The 15,995-nt window shown below is 47.2% G+C and carries 15 protein-coding genes; 5 read left to right on the top strand and 10 right to left on the bottom strand.

The features are described from left to right. Window positions 1–55 precede the first annotated feature (55 nt). Entirely contained in the window at window positions 56–1,039 is a 984-nt protein-coding gene (locus DFP97_RS27235) for a phosphate/phosphite/phosphonate ABC transporter substrate-binding protein (protein ID WP_114383833.1), read from the bottom strand. A 183-nt stretch (window positions 1,040–1,222) separates the two neighbouring features. On the opposite strand from DFP97_RS27235, the gene DFP97_RS27230 reads away from it, so the two are divergent. Continuing rightward, window positions 1,223–2,809, top strand: a complete 1,587-nt coding sequence (locus DFP97_RS27230) for a bifunctional metallophosphatase/5'-nucleotidase (protein WP_114383832.1) — start codon at window positions 1,223–1,225, stop codon at window positions 2,807–2,809. 266 nt (window positions 2,810–3,075) lie between these two features. On the opposite strand, the gene DFP97_RS27225 is transcribed toward DFP97_RS27230, so the two are convergent. After that, complete coding sequence (locus DFP97_RS27225; RefSeq protein WP_114383831.1) at window positions 3,076–3,891, bottom strand: MerR family transcriptional regulator; 816 nt, start codon at window positions 3,889–3,891, stop codon at window positions 3,076–3,078. Window positions 3,892–3,909: 18 nt separating this feature from the next. Next, complete coding sequence (locus tag DFP97_RS27220) at window positions 3,910–4,845, bottom strand: cysteine peptidase family C39 domain-containing protein (protein WP_114383830.1); 936 nt, start codon at window positions 4,843–4,845, stop codon at window positions 3,910–3,912. 164 nt (window positions 4,846–5,009) lie between these two features. On the opposite strand from DFP97_RS27220, the gene modA reads away from it, so the two are divergent. Next, window positions 5,010–5,810: a molybdate ABC transporter substrate-binding protein gene (gene modA, locus DFP97_RS27215; RefSeq protein ID WP_114383829.1), complete on the top strand. Its 801-nt coding sequence runs from the start codon at window positions 5,010–5,012 to the stop codon at window positions 5,808–5,810. A gap of 264 nt (window positions 5,811–6,074) precedes the next feature. On the opposite strand, the gene DFP97_RS27210 is transcribed toward modA, so the two are convergent. Next, the gene (locus DFP97_RS27210; RefSeq protein WP_114383828.1) at window positions 6,075–6,512 is read right to left on the bottom strand and encodes an Lrp/AsnC family transcriptional regulator; all 438 of its coding nucleotides are present in this window, start codon (window positions 6,510–6,512) and stop codon (window positions 6,075–6,077) included. A gap of 160 nt (window positions 6,513–6,672) precedes the next feature. Between DFP97_RS27210 and namA the strand changes: the two genes are divergently transcribed. Continuing rightward, window positions 6,673–7,704 (top strand): NADPH dehydrogenase NamA, encoded by a 1,032-nt coding sequence (gene namA / locus DFP97_RS27205; RefSeq protein WP_114383827.1) that lies wholly within the window; start codon window positions 6,673–6,675, stop codon window positions 7,702–7,704. Between the two features lie 178 nt (window positions 7,705–7,882). Here the strand turns inward: namA and DFP97_RS27200 are convergent, their stop codons facing one another. The 6 genes from DFP97_RS27200 to DFP97_RS27175 form a co-directional block, all read right to left on the bottom strand. Next, on the bottom strand, window positions 7,883–8,083 hold the full coding sequence (locus tag DFP97_RS27200) for a hypothetical protein (RefSeq protein ID WP_114383826.1): 201 nt from the start codon (window positions 8,081–8,083) through the stop codon (window positions 7,883–7,885). Window positions 8,084–8,264: 181 nt separating this feature from the next. Continuing rightward, window positions 8,265–9,335: a pyruvate kinase gene (pyk, locus tag DFP97_RS27195; RefSeq protein ID WP_114383825.1), complete on the bottom strand. Its 1,071-nt coding sequence runs from the start codon at window positions 9,333–9,335 to the stop codon at window positions 8,265–8,267. After that, complete coding sequence (locus DFP97_RS27190; protein WP_114383824.1) at window positions 9,332–9,934, bottom strand: hypothetical protein; 603 nt, start codon at window positions 9,932–9,934, stop codon at window positions 9,332–9,334. Before DFP97_RS27190 ends, pyk begins: the two co-directional genes overlap by 4 nt. Continuing rightward, window positions 9,906–10,412 carry a hypothetical protein gene (locus tag DFP97_RS27185; protein WP_147275102.1) on the bottom strand — a complete coding sequence of 169 codons (507 nt, stop codon included), beginning with the start codon at window positions 10,410–10,412 and terminating at the stop codon, window positions 9,906–9,908. Before DFP97_RS27185 ends, DFP97_RS27190 begins: the two co-directional genes overlap by 29 nt. Window positions 10,413–10,529: 117 nt before the next feature. Further along, window positions 10,530–11,369: a carbohydrate ABC transporter permease gene (locus DFP97_RS27180; RefSeq protein WP_114383822.1), complete on the bottom strand. Its 840-nt coding sequence runs from the start codon at window positions 11,367–11,369 to the stop codon at window positions 10,530–10,532. Next, window positions 11,369–12,259, bottom strand: coding sequence for a carbohydrate ABC transporter permease (locus tag DFP97_RS27175; RefSeq protein WP_114383821.1), 891 nt, complete (start codon window positions 12,257–12,259; stop codon window positions 11,369–11,371). The genes DFP97_RS27180 and DFP97_RS27175 overlap by 1 nt, the downstream gene beginning before the upstream one ends. A 152-nt stretch (window positions 12,260–12,411) precedes the next feature. On the opposite strand from DFP97_RS27175, the gene DFP97_RS27170 reads away from it, so the two are divergent. Together DFP97_RS27170 and DFP97_RS27165 are read left to right on the top strand one after the other, a co-directional pair. After that, a complete protein-coding gene (locus DFP97_RS27170; protein ID WP_114383851.1) occupies window positions 12,412–14,271 on the top strand; it encodes a sensor histidine kinase in 1,860 nt (619 codons plus the stop codon). Continuing rightward, window positions 14,264–15,907 (top strand): response regulator transcription factor, encoded by a 1,644-nt coding sequence (locus tag DFP97_RS27165; RefSeq protein ID WP_114383820.1) that lies wholly within the window; start codon window positions 14,264–14,266, stop codon window positions 15,905–15,907. Before DFP97_RS27170 ends, DFP97_RS27165 begins: the two co-directional genes overlap by 8 nt. Window positions 15,908–15,995 lie beyond the last annotated feature (88 nt).

Below are 15,995 nucleotides of genomic sequence, written 5' to 3'. Positions count from 1 at the left end.
GCTTTTGGTACGATTATGGGGTGCGATTTCATCGCGTATTGCGGGGGGAGGGAGTTTATTCGGTTTTTACTTTCTCGCCGTATTGACGGACGATATCGAAGATGCTGTCCTCGGATTTCACGTAACCTTCGTGGGAGTAAATCTCTTTAATAATGGCATGCCCGGCTTCATCCATACCGATATCGATGAATGCCGTTTGAATTTTTTCTACCCATTCTGCGTTCATGTCGGAACGGACCGAAATCGTATCGTTCGGGATAGGAGCCGTAAATTCAAGCACGCGGGTATCTTCAAATACGGTAGGGTAATCCTTCGAAACGACGTTGCGGGCATCTTGGAAAATGGCAGCCGCGTCTACATCGCCGTTCAATACCGCGATAACGCCTTGGTCATGGCCTTTGACCGTTACGCCGCTTACATCTTTAAGCGGGTCTAGACTATTTTCGAGCAGCAAGCCGGCTGGCCATACGAATCCTGCAGAAGATGTCACGTTCTGGTAAGCGATCTTCTTGCCTTTTAGATCTGCGATTGATTTAATATCCGAATCCTTCTTCACAATGATCATCGATTTGTAGAAATCAACGAGTTGATCAGTCGGAGCGCCTGTGTCATCTTGAACGCCAAAACGCTGCGCTTGAAGAATAACCTCTGCCGCGCCTTTTTCCTTTGCTAATACATATGCAGTTGGAGGAAGGAAGCCTATGTCTACTTTTTTGGAAGCCATAGCTTCTATGATCGTGTTGTAGTCTGTCGAAATGCTGACTTCAACAGGAATGCCAAGCTTATCGCTGAGCAGCTGCTCAAGCGGCTTCGCTTTTGCTTCTAATGTATCTGCGTTCTGGGAGGGAACAAATTGTACGGTCAACGTCTCAGGGACGTAACCCTCTACAGGTTTGCTCGTTTCTTGTGTGGTAGCAGACGTGTTGTTTGTTGCAGCAGCTTCTTTGTTTGTGTTGCCCGCTGCATTGTTAGACCCGCACGCGCTTAGTAGAGAAACAGACAATAATAACGGTAGAACGAATTTTGCCGCTTTTTTCAAAAGAATACCCTCCACTATATCTATTTTGTTATTACTTTATAACTATATGGAATTAGTATTATCTGTCCGTAAACTTGATAGTAAGATATTGTAAATTGGTAGATGACTCGCTCTGGAAGCTAGTTTCCCTGTTAAAATGGTATAGAGTTTTAATGTAAAGGGTATGCGAAAGGGAGTTATGTAATGGGACACGACGACGTATACACATGTGTGATACTGGCGACAAGCGATATTCATGGACATATAAATCCGATAGATTACCGGACTAGGGAGGAACGGGACAGCGGCTTAGCAAAGCTTGCAACGCTCATTAAGCGGGAGCGCGAACTCGCGCCCGGGCTGCTGCTGGTGGACAACGGTGATTTGATTCAAGGCACGCCCCTTGCCTATTATGCAGCAACGACGGGGAAGGGCGGGAAGAATCCTGCTATTGAGGTGCTTAATGAGCTGCAGTACGATGCAGCTGTGCTAGGTAATCACGAGTTTAATTACGGGCAGGAGCTTCTCCGTCAAGCGGTAAGTGATTCCGAATTTCCATGGCTTTCGGCTGGGATAACGGATAGCGAAACGAATGAACCGGCTTTCGGCAAGCCTTACATTGTGAAAACAATGCCTGGCGGAATCAAAGCTGCCGTACTAGGCGTTACGACGCATTACATCCCGAATTGGGAAAACCCGGCTCATCTTAGAAGACTGACCTTCAACAACGCACTTGAGACAGTAAAAGCCTGGGTGGCTTATATCCAAAAGGAAGAAAACCCGGATTTGCTTATCGTTTCCTACCATGGCGGGTTCGAGCACGATTTGGTCAGCGGCGAAGCGGCAGAGAAGCTGACGGGTGAAAACCAAGCCTATGCGATGTGTACGGAAGTGGATGGCATCGACGTGCTAATAACCGGTCATCAGCATCGTTTCCTAGCTGGCGAGGTGGGTGGTGTAACCGTTATACAACCAGGCAGTAACGGGCAAGCGGTGGGTAAAATAAGCGTTAAGCTTCGCCGGGAGAGGGATGGCTGGACAATTGCGGAGAAGAGGGCGGAGCTTCTGACGCTGGATGCATCGGTTGCTGCCGATCAAGCCGTCATGACGTTAAACGGGAAGATTGAATCCGAGACGCAAGCCTGGCTCGACCAGCCGATTGGACAAGTCATTGGCGATATGACCATAACAGACCCTTTGCTGTGCCGCAGCGCGGATCATCCGTTTATTGAATTTATGAATAAGGTGCAAATGGATGCGGCGGGAGCGGAGCTGTCGAATGCGGCTTTGCTGAACAATGAATCGGAGGGCTTCGGCGGAACGGTTACGATGAGGGACATTTTGACCAATTTCATGTATCCTAACACGCTGACCGTTCTCCGGCTGACGGGTCGGGATATTCGGGATGCGCTAGAGATGACCGCGGCGTATTTCCAGGTGTACACGGATGGGACATTAGGAGTTAACCCGGCTTACACCCGGCCAAAAGCGCAGCATTACAACTACGATATGTGGGAAGGCATCGAATACGAGCTGAACGCAGCGAAGCCTGCGGGGCAGCGGGTCGTTAAGCTGAGCCGGGAGGGGAAGCCCGTTAGGGCGGACGAGGAGTTCGATGTGGTCATGAACAATTATAGAGCCGCTGGCGGCGGGGATTATGAGATGTATCAAGGGAAGCCGATCGTACGGGAGGTGACCGTTGATATGGCGGAGCTGGTGGCGAATTATTTTTTGAAGCACGGTGTTGTTGAGGCAACTTGTAATCATAACTGGCGGGTTGTGATTTTTTGAAATAGGAAAGGAGCAGTCCTCGATGATGAACAGGAAAAGCTCCCTCTATTTTCGTGTTACGATTTTTGTAGCTGAATTAACAGGAATTTCTCCCTCTGATTCAGCACGTTGCCCGTGTAGAAGGGGTTTTCCGCTAGATTATAGGGAGGTTTTCCAGTAAAATGAACCTTTTTGAGCGCATACGGGTAATTTAGAAGGAGGTTTTCCCGTTCATAATGCCCGGAAGTTTCCGCTGATGTAGAAAGCGTGCCATTTCTCGTATTTTGTTATTTTTGCAATATCGGAACATAAAGGTCGATTTCTGTAGCATCGTTATCCGTTCCGAGGAATCGTTCATCGTACAATTCAAAATCCATGCCCAATACCGGTTGAAGCCCGCTTTGCGGAAGCCAGTTCCCGTATACCCAATTCATCGTTTTGCCGATTCCCTCCAGCTTTCCTCGATGTGAAAACACGGCATAGGTTTGTTCGGGAACTGTAATGCTGACCATCCCATCCGGTAATTCCTCTGTATGCACCTCGAAACCGGCTACGTATGAAAACTCTTGTTCATGGTCCGTGATACAAATTCCATACGCGACATCCGGTTTCACCTTATTTCTAATTTCATGCTCACGCATATTAAATCGTTCCCACATGTCGGGTATACTGCCATGGCTCTTTGCGCTTTGCCATTCCATCCCTACGACCTTGAAAGCGGATTTCTTTACGATACGCGGCTCTATTTCAAGTCTTCCGGCATGATTGATATAATCGATCATTTGCACTACACTCTGCAGCAATTGATGTTGACGCTCGATGTCCCCGCGTATCGTATCCGCTTGTTCTTCTAAAATGCGTTTGATTCTCTTATCATCATGCAAGGCCCCGCAATCCTTCAACTCGCGAAGCACTTCGAGTCCAACACCCATCGAACGCAGAAATAGGATACGCTTTAATTCGCCCAATTGGTCCGGAGCATAGTAACGATACGAGTTTTCTCCACCCACACTTGCAGGAATAAATAAACCGACAGCGTCATAATGCCTTAATGTTTTAGTCGATACATTGAAAATGCGCGCTAATTGTCCGACTGTAAGCATGTATCCTCCCTGTGAGGTTTATTTTGTTAACAGCGTTTCGATCATTTGTTCTTCAAGGATGGCTAGACCAGTTAACGCCTTGGATAGAGATGACCAGTCTTCCTGAACAGCAAGCGTGTGACAGGCTCCAAAAATCCGAGCTTGCTGAGCTTTTATTTTTGTCAAAGCAGGCTCGTAATTTTTAAGGAAATCAGCGGTATCTATGGCTCTTCGTGCTCCTAGCTGAAACAGGAAGTATTTCATGTTGCCTACACCGCCGGGTGTGACATCTTTTTTGCCTACAAAGTGTGAAAATGTTCGAATGGCCTCGGCGTTCACCGATTTATTGTTCTGGGCTGCCCACTCTATGGTTTCAACATATAAGGTTTTATAATAGTTTACAGCATTTTGAGCTGTTTCATATTCAGATGGGCTGTTTATGCGTTCAGGCCGGGACCACATTTGATAGGGTTTGCTGCGTTTCCAACGAACCTTATCAGCCTTCCATGCTTCACAAAGCGATTGAATGGGCAGTCTAACATGGGGAAAACCTGCGGGATCATGCAGATACAAATATTGCTCATCCAACGCATAGGCGATGATGTAATGATCACATCCTGACAAGTGAGGGTGATTAGGATGATAAGTGAGCATCCCCATATCTAAAGGTCCCAAAATAACGGGTCCCTTCCAGATTTCTTCTTCTAATACCTCAATTGAAGTGCGCTCGTCTGCTGATGGAGAGTTTCCCGCTGCCGTAAACCCGAGCAGCTTCAATGCATGGTCAATACCTTCGTCCGGCGTTAGTTTGCCGTTAAACCACGCCACCTTCTCCGCTTCGTCCCAGACGGCGCCAAAGCCCACGCCGGTTAAAGCTTCAATGTAAGACGGGGAAACCCTTTCTCCGATGCTTGCAAGCAGCATGGCGGTAGAATTCGCATAACAATAAGCCCCATTGCCGACATACGTATCCATATTACACACAACCTTCCCTTTGGTTTCTTATTAAAGGTTACAAGATTACCGTAGGGGGAAGGTCAAGAGGCAGTTATTTTGATACATCTTAGTGGACGAGCGGTTATTTTATTTATGTGTTAGAATATCTAACATAGCACAGAAAGTAAAGGAGAACGAATACTATGCTGAAAAAGGTATTTTTAGTCTTGCTGATTATTTTGGCTGCAGCAGGATGCGCACAAAAAGAGCAATCATCCAACATGGAAGAGATTAAGCCAGCTGAAAAGGTAGAATTACTAATATCAGCTGCAGCAAGCCTTACGGACAGCTTGGAAGAGATCCAAACGGCTTACGAAAAAGAACACAACCAAATAAAGCTTTCATTTAATTTCGGGGCATCGGGTACCTTACAACAGCAAATTGAACAAGGCGCTCCAGTGGATTTATTCTTATCTGCCGGCAAGAAGCAAATGACTGCGCTGGTAGAAAAGCAACTGATCGACAATAACCAGCAGATGAATTTGTTGACAAACGAGCTAGTAGCCGTAGTTCCAGCAGATACAAATATTGCGGTTAGTAAGATAGAAGATATAACGAAATCAGAAGTGAAAAAAATTGCTGTCGGCCAGCCCGAGACCGTTCCGGTAGGGAGCTATACGAAAGATTCACTTACTTTTTATAAGCTGTGGGATACGATCCAAACGAAAACCGTATTTGCCAAAGATGTAAAACAGGTATTGAATTATGTTGAAACAGGTAATACAGAGGTCGGGTTTGTATATAAAACGGATGCCTTAACCTCACAGAAGGTAAAGGTAGCCTTTTCTCCAGACTCCAAAAGCTACAAGCCCATTGAATATCCTGTTGGAATCGTTAAAGCAACCAAACATGTAAAGGAAGCCGAGGAGTTTTACAAATTTCTGCAAAGTAAAGCAGCGCAGGACATTTTTATAAAGTACGGTTTCAGCTTGCCTGATAAATAATTTTTTTTAAACCTTCGAAAGTTAAATTTCACTTATGCATTACATTAAATTAACACAGAGATAAAGGTACAACCATATAATGACGAAAAGGGAGGTGTAAATTATCGCTTATTATGATGAAGATCGAGTGCCGTTCGATAAACCAGATGAAGAGAAAAAAGATACAACGACTTCCATAGATAAAGAGGAAAAAAAGAAGCAATTGTCTTCATGACAGTAGCTTCTTTTTTTATTTTTACTCCCTGTCGCCTCAGGCTATAGGGCTTATTCAGAAATAGTAGGAATAAGCTTTTTACGTTCAATGGGCGAGGAGAGCACGATGAGTGTGGTCGAAAAGCCGTGTTTGGTGCTTGCATTAATGAAAGCTTCCAAGGAGCGGGTCGAGTCCGAAACGACTTTGAGCAGATAGTTATATTCGCCGCTGATTCGATGGCATTCCAGCACATCCGGATGATCTTCGCAGAAGGCAATAAATTTATCGCAATCCTTCGTGTTAAAGAGCAGGTAGGCAATCGAATGCTTGTTGATTTTTTCCGGAGATACGACCATCCGGTATTGCTCAATAATTCCCCGATCTTCTAATCTCCGCACTCTTTCGGTAACCGCGGGCTGAGACAAGCCGACCATTTTACCTAATTCCGTCATCGAGAGCCGGGCTTGATCCTGCAGCGCCAACAGAATTTGTTTATCTACATTATCCATTCGAATAGCCTCCTTTAAATTATAAGCAATGAAGTTAAAATTCATTTAAATCCTTTGTCAGCTGCCCCAAATACCTTTCTCTTCGCATGTAAGGCTTTGTTTTTATCATATAAAATAAAGCTATATAAAGTACAGTGGAATGAGAGAGGATGTGGAGGCTATGAGCCTATTGTTCAGCCCGATAACGATAAAAGGGTTAGAGCTCAAAAACCGGATTATGATGGCTCCAATGGGTACGGTGGCTGCATTGAATGACGGCATATTGACGGATTGGCACATGGTTCACTATGGAGCGCGCGCGCTTGGTCAAGCGGGGCTGATTATGCTGGAGGCAACGGCCGTTGCGGAACAGGGGCGGGATTTGCACGGGAATCTTGGTCTATGGAACGATGAGCAAGGGGCGAAGCTGCAAGCCTTGGTTAAGGTTCTGCATCAATCGAGCTCTAAGGCAGGTATTCAGCTATGGCACGCGGGGCGCAAAAGAAAGATCGCCGGTGCGGCCGTTTCAGCTTCCGGTATCCCGTATGAAGGTCGCGCGACCGAAGCGCTGTCTGAGCAGCAGGCTGCCGAAACCGTAGCCGCTTTCGGGGATGCGGCAAGAAGAGCGGCGGCGGCAGGGGTAGACGTTATTGAGCTTCATGCCGCCCACGGATATCTCATTAATGATTTCTTATCCCGCTACACGAACAAGCGCGAAGATAAATACGGCGGTACGAGGCTGCGGCGTTATCAGCTGCTTCGCGAGATTATTGCGGAAATCCGTCTCGGCTGGAAAGGTCCGTTATTCGTACGGATTTCAGCTGATGAATACAGTGCGGAAGGCAACAACATCGAGGATGCCGTCTATTTCGCAGGTCTAATGAAGGAGCAGGGTGTCGACCTGATCGATGTCAGCAGCGGGGGCGTACTGCCGGCAAAGCCTCATGTATATCCGGGCTATCAGGTTCCATTCGCCGAGCAAATCAAACGTGAAGCGGGTATGGCGACCGCAGCTGTTGGACTCATAACGAGCGGCGGACAGGCCGAGCAAATTTTGCAGGACGGGCGGGCTGATCTGATTGCGGTCGGCAGACCTTTTCTGAGAGATCCGTTCTGGCCGCGAACGGCAGCGGAGCAGCTTGGCGTAAAGCTGGCGGAGCCGGTTCCTTACAAAGGCTACTGGTTTGCCAAAGAACTGGTGCATGAGAGCTGAAATAAGGATTGCAAAATGATGTGTACCGTTGGTTTCCTTCAGATTCCACCTCGCGGACACTCTTGCCTTAAGCTATGGCTATTACTGCCTTCGCCATTCAGGAGTTTAATCTTAGATGCGCCTATACTGGGCACATAAAAAGGTGGCATCGCAGTAAATCGACGCCACCTTTAAGGTTTTATTTTTTTAGCATAAGTTTTAATAATGATATGGCGCTTAGTACCATCATAATAAATCCTGCTAAACTAATTAAATATTCTAGAGCTGTTCCAATAATTCCGACCATATCAATTAACAAGATGTTTGGTAAAGGAGTTATTAGAAATATATATCCCATTAAAAAAACAGCCATCAATAGCACGATTCTTTCCAGGTTCATATCAAAACCCTCCAGAAGTTTCTTACTATTGTACAAAACTATACCATCTCCCACAATATACCATTAGTCGTGTTATTAGAGGTAAACGATGTTAGGAGATTCCTTTTATTACACTTTTGGATGACTATCGTAAATATTGATGTTGCTTTCCATCAGACTGAACGATTCGAAGGAAACGATTTTACATGTCCTTAAATGGAAAGCGAGCGTAAACGTCATCAAGGGTGTAGGACTTCACACGAACGGCGATCTCCTCGGCATAATGGGAAACGCACTTCAGTACCTTGACAGACTGGATCGGATATTTGCCAACCGAGCTTTCGGCCGACAGCATGACCGCATTTGTGCCGTCTTGTACCGCCTGGAAAATATCCGTCACTTCGGCTCGGGTGGGTACGGGCTCGTCAATCATAGATTGAAGCATTTGGGTAGCCGTAATGACGTAGGTGCCGTTCGCCCTGCATTCCCTGAGGAGCGCTTTCTGAATAAACGGGATTTGCTCGAACGGCAGCTCGACCCCGAGATCCCCCCTTGCAATCATGATGCCATCTGATAAAGCGGCGATGTCACGGAAATTTTTTACGCCTTCCACCGTTTCGATTTTGGCAACGAGCTTGGGAACGGTTCCGGACAAGGATCGGCAAAAGTCCCGCACTTGTTCCAAATGGGCGGCTTGGCGGATGAATGAACAAGCAATCAGATCGATCCCTTCTTTGAGCAGGAACGCAAGATCCTCTTGATCTTTTTGTGTCAGAGCGGGAATATTCAGCTTGGTTCCGGGAAAATTGACGCTTTTGTTGCTGCTTATTTGACCGCCGACTATCACTTTGGTTGTTATCCGTTCGGAGCTAACGTCTGTCACCTCAAGCTTGACCGCCCCGTCATTGATAAGAATGAATGCGCCTGGAACAATCTCCCCCGTAATGCCCGGGTAGTCGATATTCGCTCTATGGCCGTTGCCGGTAACGGGCGTAACCAATAGTTCGAACGGCTGCCCTTCTTCGAGCCATACGCCGTCCCCTTCAATCTCGCCCAGCCGGATTTTTGGACCCTGCAGATCACCTAGGATGCGGATCGGCATATCGATTTCACGGCTGGTTTCCCTTAAGTGGCGTATGATTTCCCTATGACTTTCATGGGTGCCGTGAGACAGGTTCAATCGGGAAACCGTCATGCCGCCAAGAATCAGCTCCCTTACAACTTCAGAAGAGGAGCTGGCCGGTCCGATCGTACAAATTACGTCAATAGTCATGTTTTAGTCCTCCTGAGGCTTTTATTACCGCCTTCACCATTTAGATAATGACTTTCAAAGACAGCTGATCCATATCGTCTCTTAAACGGCGAATTATTTTTTCTTTCCGGCACGTAACGCTGCACGAAGTGATAAACCAGAAAGTTCAAGGAAAAAATGATCAAGTAGATCGGACCAGAGTACCAAAGCTTCCAGCCCTTATAGGTAAAGACGTGGAACCCATAAGTGGAGATTCCTTCGAGCCCGGTCGTCGCTAGGCTGAATAATAGAATATATCCGACGAAGCGCCATCCAGTAGGCCTCCATTTGCTATAGAAGTGCAGCATGAAAAACGGTGTAGGCGGATAGGTAAACAGATAGAGAATGACATCGAACCACTCGAATTCAGGCCGGTCGCCGAAATCGTAAAGATCGAATGGCTTGACGCCAAGGGAAAAGTCAGCTGTAAATGCCAGCAGTCCGTTAAACAGCCAAATGATGAATAAGGTGACGTAAGACAGCCGATTCGGCAGCAGCAGGAAAATACCCCATGAAGCCACGGATATGACCAGGATGAACCATTCGTTTGCATCAAAGTGAATCGGAGGGTACAGGATCATGGGAAACCTCCTGCCATCGTAAAAATTTGCGAAAAAGCGCTAGAAATCCAATAGAAATGGCAAGCAATGCAGCATCTTTGATCCAATCGTATCCCCAACTCCATTTTACAAATTGAATGGTTCCGCTTAGATCATACAAATATTGAACGCCCCAAAGGGCGAAAACGGTGCCTGCCAATGCTATCGCTTTACTTAAAGGCCTTCTCGAATCGGAAAAAAGCACAAATAAACCAAACAGAATAATAATAGGCGCGAGGATAACTTGCTCAAGCTTCAATGCAAAAAATTCGAACGGGTTTTCACTTGCTTTCACCAGCTGCAGGTTCACCGTGAGTACGGCGTAAGCGAACTGCTCTAAAGATGCCATCAACAAGCCGCATGACAATATTTCCAGCGGGTGCAGCGTCTTTCGCAGAATGGGTATAAAAGCGATGCTGATCATACTGAAAAAAAATGCGATTAGGAAGGTCAGCATCATGTGTTCCCCTTTCAGTTTAAGATATCACAGATATCATGCTTCACTTGAGGGAAAATATGTATGAAAAAAGAGCTGCCCAAGGTCATCGACCTTACGGACAGCTCTTTTGTAAATTTATTAACCCTTCACCGCGCCGGCGACAACGCCTTTGACGATGTACTTCTGCAGGAAGATGAACACGATGATCGATGGCAGCACAGCCATGACCATGGCCGTCATTGCATATTGCCAATCGGATGTGTACTGACCGACGAAAGTGTAGGCAGCGAGCGTTAATGTCTTCGTATCCGGCGAGCCGTTAACCATCAGGAGCGGCAGCAGGAAGTCATTCCAAATCCACATGACGTCGATGATGACAATGGTCGTCGTAACCGACTTCAGCAGCGGAAAGATGACCAGGAAGAACAGCTTGAAGCCCGAAGCGCCGTCAATCGTCGCGCTTTCGTCAATTTCCTGCGGGATGCCCTTCACGAAGCCGTGATAGATAAATACGGCCAGCGGTGCTCCGAAGCCCCAGTACAGAACGCCGAGTCCCCATGTGCTTTCGGACAGGTTCAAATCCTTAGCCAGCTGAAGCACCGTTAGCATGATTGATTGGAACGGGATGAGCATCGGCATAATGATGAGCAGGTAGAGCAGCGCGCTCCAGCGCGTTTTCGTTCTCGCCAGCTTGTAGGCCGCGATTGAAGAGACAAGTATGATGCCGGCTAGTCCTACTCCGGTAATGATAAAGTTGTTTAGGAACAATTTTGGATAGTTGATAAATGACCATACATACGAATAGTTTTCGAAAATAAGCTGCTTTGGCAATGCGACAACGTCGGTCATGACCTCGCCGAAGCTCTTGAGCGAGTTGTTGATGGCCAGGAACAACGGATATAGAAAGACGAGCGACAGAAGAACCATGACGATCTCAAGAAAGATACGTCCTGCTCTTGACTTGCTATGATTATTCATTAGGCCTCAACCTCCCTGCGTTTGAAGATCGTCAACTGAATGATCGTAACGATCAGAACCGCCACGAATAAAATGAGCGCCTTCGCCGTTCCATAGCCGTAAAGGTTATTCTGGAATGTGTCTCTGTAAATGTCATAAGCGATACTGTAAGTGGTACCGCCAGGTCCGCCGCCGGTCAGCGACAGGATCACGTCGAACACTTTAATGGAATTCGTCAAAGCCATAAATACCGAGATCGTAATGGATGGCGCAAGCAGCGGCAGCGTAATGCTGAAGAAGCGACGTACAGGGCCGGCGCCGTCTACGGTTGCAGCTTCCTTCAAATCATCCGGCACGGATTGCAAGCCGGCAATATAAATAACTAGATAAAATCCGATCGACTGCCAGATGGAAACGAGCAGGATGGATATAAACGCAAGCCCCGGTTCACCCAGCCAGCTTAGATTGAATATTCCCCACCCTGTGCTCTCCCCGAGCGATTCAAAGCCCTGCATGAAAATAAACTTCCAAATGAATCCGACGATAACCAAGCTAAGAATATACGGAATAAAGAAAGCAGCCCGCAGCCAAGACGATGTTCTCAGCTTCATGTCAAGGACGACGGCAAGCAAAATGGCGAGTACGTTCACAAGCACGATATACAAAACCGCGTATTTAATCGTAAACCACGCGGAGTTCGCAAAGTTCGTATCGCCCATAAAAATTTGTTTGAAATTATCAAGACCGACAAATGTCGGGTGCTTGGAAATACCGTTCCACTTCGTCATGGAATAGCGGATCGTCATCGCGAACGGGATATAGAACGCTACGGCGATACAAATTAAAACCGGCAAGGTGAAGATGCCGAATTCGAGTTTTTCGCTCCATTTTCTCCCTATTGATTTAAACATCAACGCACCTCTTTTCTTCACGGTTCATGTATCGGCGCTTGTTTGCGCACCTATACAGCAAATCCGTTTAAGCTATAATGTGTATTATAAAACAGCCGCCCATGCGCAAAAATGGATTTAACAAAACAGTTAGGGGTAAAAAGGTGAACGGAATGCCGAGCCTTGGAAGGATCGTGAAAATCATTATAAATAAAGCTGTAAAAGCCGTTTTGGCGGTGCTGGAGCGTATGTCGAGGAGGCTCGTAAACAAGCTTGTTTTGTTGTTCACGACCATTATTATACTTGTGGTCGGATCGCTCACGTTTATTTCTTATCAGATGCTTCAGAAGGAGTCGGTCGCGAATAGCATCGCAAGCACGTCGAACAACCTGCTGCTGGTCAATCAGAATATGGAGGATTATTTGAAAGGGATGGAGCAGTTGTCGCTGCCCCAGATCCGGTACGACGAAATTACATACGCGATCATGCACGAATCGGAGGACTACGCGTCGAAGATGTACCTGGAGGATTACTTGCGAGGGCTGTATTACTCCCGTAATGATCTTGATGCCATTTACTTGTACGTGGTAGGTGAGCAGAAATATTACTCCATTACGCAGGAGAACTACAATATTACGGTAAGGACAGGCTCAGCACCGGCTATTACCGGATTGCCCTGGTATAACAAAGCGATGAACAGTCCGTTCAACCGTTCGTATCAGTCGTTTGTTCAGCAGGGATCCGATCCGGGTTACCCGGTAGACACGGAACATAGCTTCATGGCTTACCACCGCGTGCTGCGTTCCATCGTTTCACGGGAGCCGCAGGCGGTGCTGTCTTTTTACTTCGATTCATCGGTTAGAGATGAGATTTTGAAGGATATTCCGTTCAATGAGGGGCAGCATCTGCTGTTTCTAAGCCCGGACAATGAGCCGTTTTATACGGATGACCTTTCCTTATATAAACGGATGGACGCTTCCGGCTTACCGGATAAGCTGACAAGTGACTTAAACGGCCGGTTAACCTGGTCGGAGGAAGAGCAGAAGTATCTTGTCGTATATAACATTGGGGAGCAGGAGGGCTGGAAGCTCGTTAAGCCGATTCCTTATACGCAAATCTATGAGGCGGCAACGACGACGCGGAATATCAGCTTTTCGATCGGATTGTTGTTTCTGCTGCTTGCCGTCATTCTTGTTACCTACTTCTCAAATGCCATAACGAAGCCGCTCAAGAAGCTGTCCTACCAAATGAACCGTTTCAGTGTCGGCGACTTCGATGCGGAGGCAGAGGTCAGGGGCAGGGACGAGATCGCTTATTTGTCCCGTCATTTCAATCAGATGGTGAAGAGGACCAACGATCTTATTAATGAGCGGTACAAAATGAAGCTTGTGGAGAAGAACGCGATTCTGAAAGCGCTGGAAGCTGAAATTAATCCGCATTTCTTATACAATGCGCTGCAAGCGATATCGACGAAAGCATTGAAGCACGAAAGATTTGACATTGCCGATATGGTGGATTCGCTCGCCTTGACGCTGCGTTATTGCATTAGCGGGAAGGATGTCGTGCAGGCCAGCGAGGAATTAAAGCACATCGGGCATTACATGGCACTGCAAAAGGCGAGATTCGGCAGCAGGCTTCAAGTTACTTACGAGTGGGAGGATCCGTTATTGGCGCTTGAAATTCCGAAGCTGTCGATTCAGACACTCGTCGAAAATGCCATCAAGCATGCGCTCGAGAAGGTATCCAGCACGATTACGATCGATATTAGCGCCAAGCTGACGGAGTCGCATGCCGTTATTTCGGTACGGGATAACGGGCCTGGTTTTGCTCCGGAGAGGCTGGAGGAAGTGAGAAGTTCGTTCATAAACGAGTGGGAGGACCGTGAAAACGAAAACGGGAGCATCGGTCTTGTTAATCTGAACACGCGCTTGAAGCTGCTGTACGGAGATGCGGCAGAGCTTGTAATAAGGACGGATAGCACGGGTACGGAAATGGAAATGTTATTACCGCGGGGAGGCGTGAACTATGTATAAAGTGCTCATTATTGATGATGAGGAGCCGCTGCGCGAAGCGATCCGCATATTGGGCGATTGGAACGGATTAGGTATAGAAGAGGTGCTCGAGGCGACCGACGGCAAAGCCGGACTGGAGATGCTGGCGGAGCATAAAATCGATTTGGCGATGATCGATATGAAGATGCCCGAGTTGAACGGTATGGAGCTGCTGCAAATCATTGAGCGCGATTATCCGGACCTGCTAACGATCGTCATTAGCGGCTACAACGATTTCGAATATACACGGCAAGCGATCCGTTCCAAGGTTGTGGACTATTTACTGAAGCCGGTTAACCGGCATGATCTTAATCAGTCGCTGCGCAAAGCTATCGATGTATTAGATGCGAAACGCAAGAAGGACAGCGATTTTATTAACCGCAACATCACACTCAACATGTCGCTGCCGCGCTTGAAGGAGAAGGTGTACCTGTCGATCATTGAGCGGAGCTTCAAAAGCCAGACCAACGAAGCGTTTCTGCCTTTGATCGGAGCAGACGATCCCGGCAACCGGTTTTCGGCTGTCGTGCTGCGAGTGCTTAATTTAGAGGAAATTAGGAAGAGCCGGTTTAATGAGGATACCGATCTGCTGCATTTTGCCGTCGCTAACGTGATCAATGAAATCACAGGTGACCATTTCCAAACCTTCAGCTTCGCGAGTCCGAAGCAGGAGCGGGAGATGATTGCTATTCTAACGATGAAGGGCGGTTATCCGGAGGATATCGCCTACCGCTCAGTCCACCAGATGAACAAGGTAGCGGCGACGTTAAAGGAGCTGTTCGGTATAGTCGTTGCGGCTGGCATCGGCCATTCCAGCCATGATGCGATGGAAATTGCTTCGTCCTACGAGGCTGCGAAAGCGGCCATTAGCGCCATAGATCTATTAAAGCTTAAAGGTGCGGTCGTGACAGGTGCCGCTGATAGAGCTTCAGCCGTGAAGGACAATCAATCGTTAACTAGCCGTATTCCGACCATTCGAAATGCTTTGGAAGGCGGTAATGTGCAGCATGCGAAAGCGATACTTAGCGAATTCGTGAAAAAGTGGAAATCCTCGGACGGGTTCAGCTTCGGCGAAGCGGACCGGGCGCTTCATGAGTACATTATTTTGTTAAACGATACAGCGCTCGAGCTTGGCGTTGATCCCGGGCAGCTGCCGATGAGCGGCGAGCATGCCTTAAGAGCCATAGGCATTTCCACGGATTTTGCTACGCTGGAGCAGTTTGAACAGCTGCTTCACGGTATTTTGGACTTTTACAGCGGTGAAATCAGGAAATCGCAAACCGTGAATCAGCCGTTTGAGGTAGGCGATATTAAGAGCTATATCGATAACCATTATTTTGAGGAAATTAAAATTTCGATGTTTGCGGACAAGTACTTTTTGAGCAGGGAATACTTAATGAAGCTGTTTAAGCAGCAGTTTGGCTTCGGCATTCACGAGTATGTCCAGAAGGTCAGAATGGACAAGGCGAAGGAACTGCTTGACGATTCCAGCCTCAAAATTCAGGACATTTCCGAGATGCTCGGCTATAAGGACAAGAACTATTTCAGCAAAGCGTTCCGCAACTATTATTCATTATCACCGTCCGAGTACCGAGCTTTGAACGGAACGGATAAATAGTGAACTAGCCGAATCCATACACTTTTTTACCCTTAATTCATCACTTATGTACATTCATATCCTTTTTCATTTTCTTTAAAATAGGCAG

It is taken from the genome of Paenibacillus prosopidis (assembly GCF_003337375.1).
Classification (GTDB): domain Bacteria; phylum Bacillota; class Bacilli; order Paenibacillales; family Paenibacillaceae; genus Pristimantibacillus; species Pristimantibacillus prosopidis.
The sequence above is the reverse complement of the archived record's forward strand: the minus strand, read 5'-3'. Positions and strand labels throughout refer to the sequence as shown.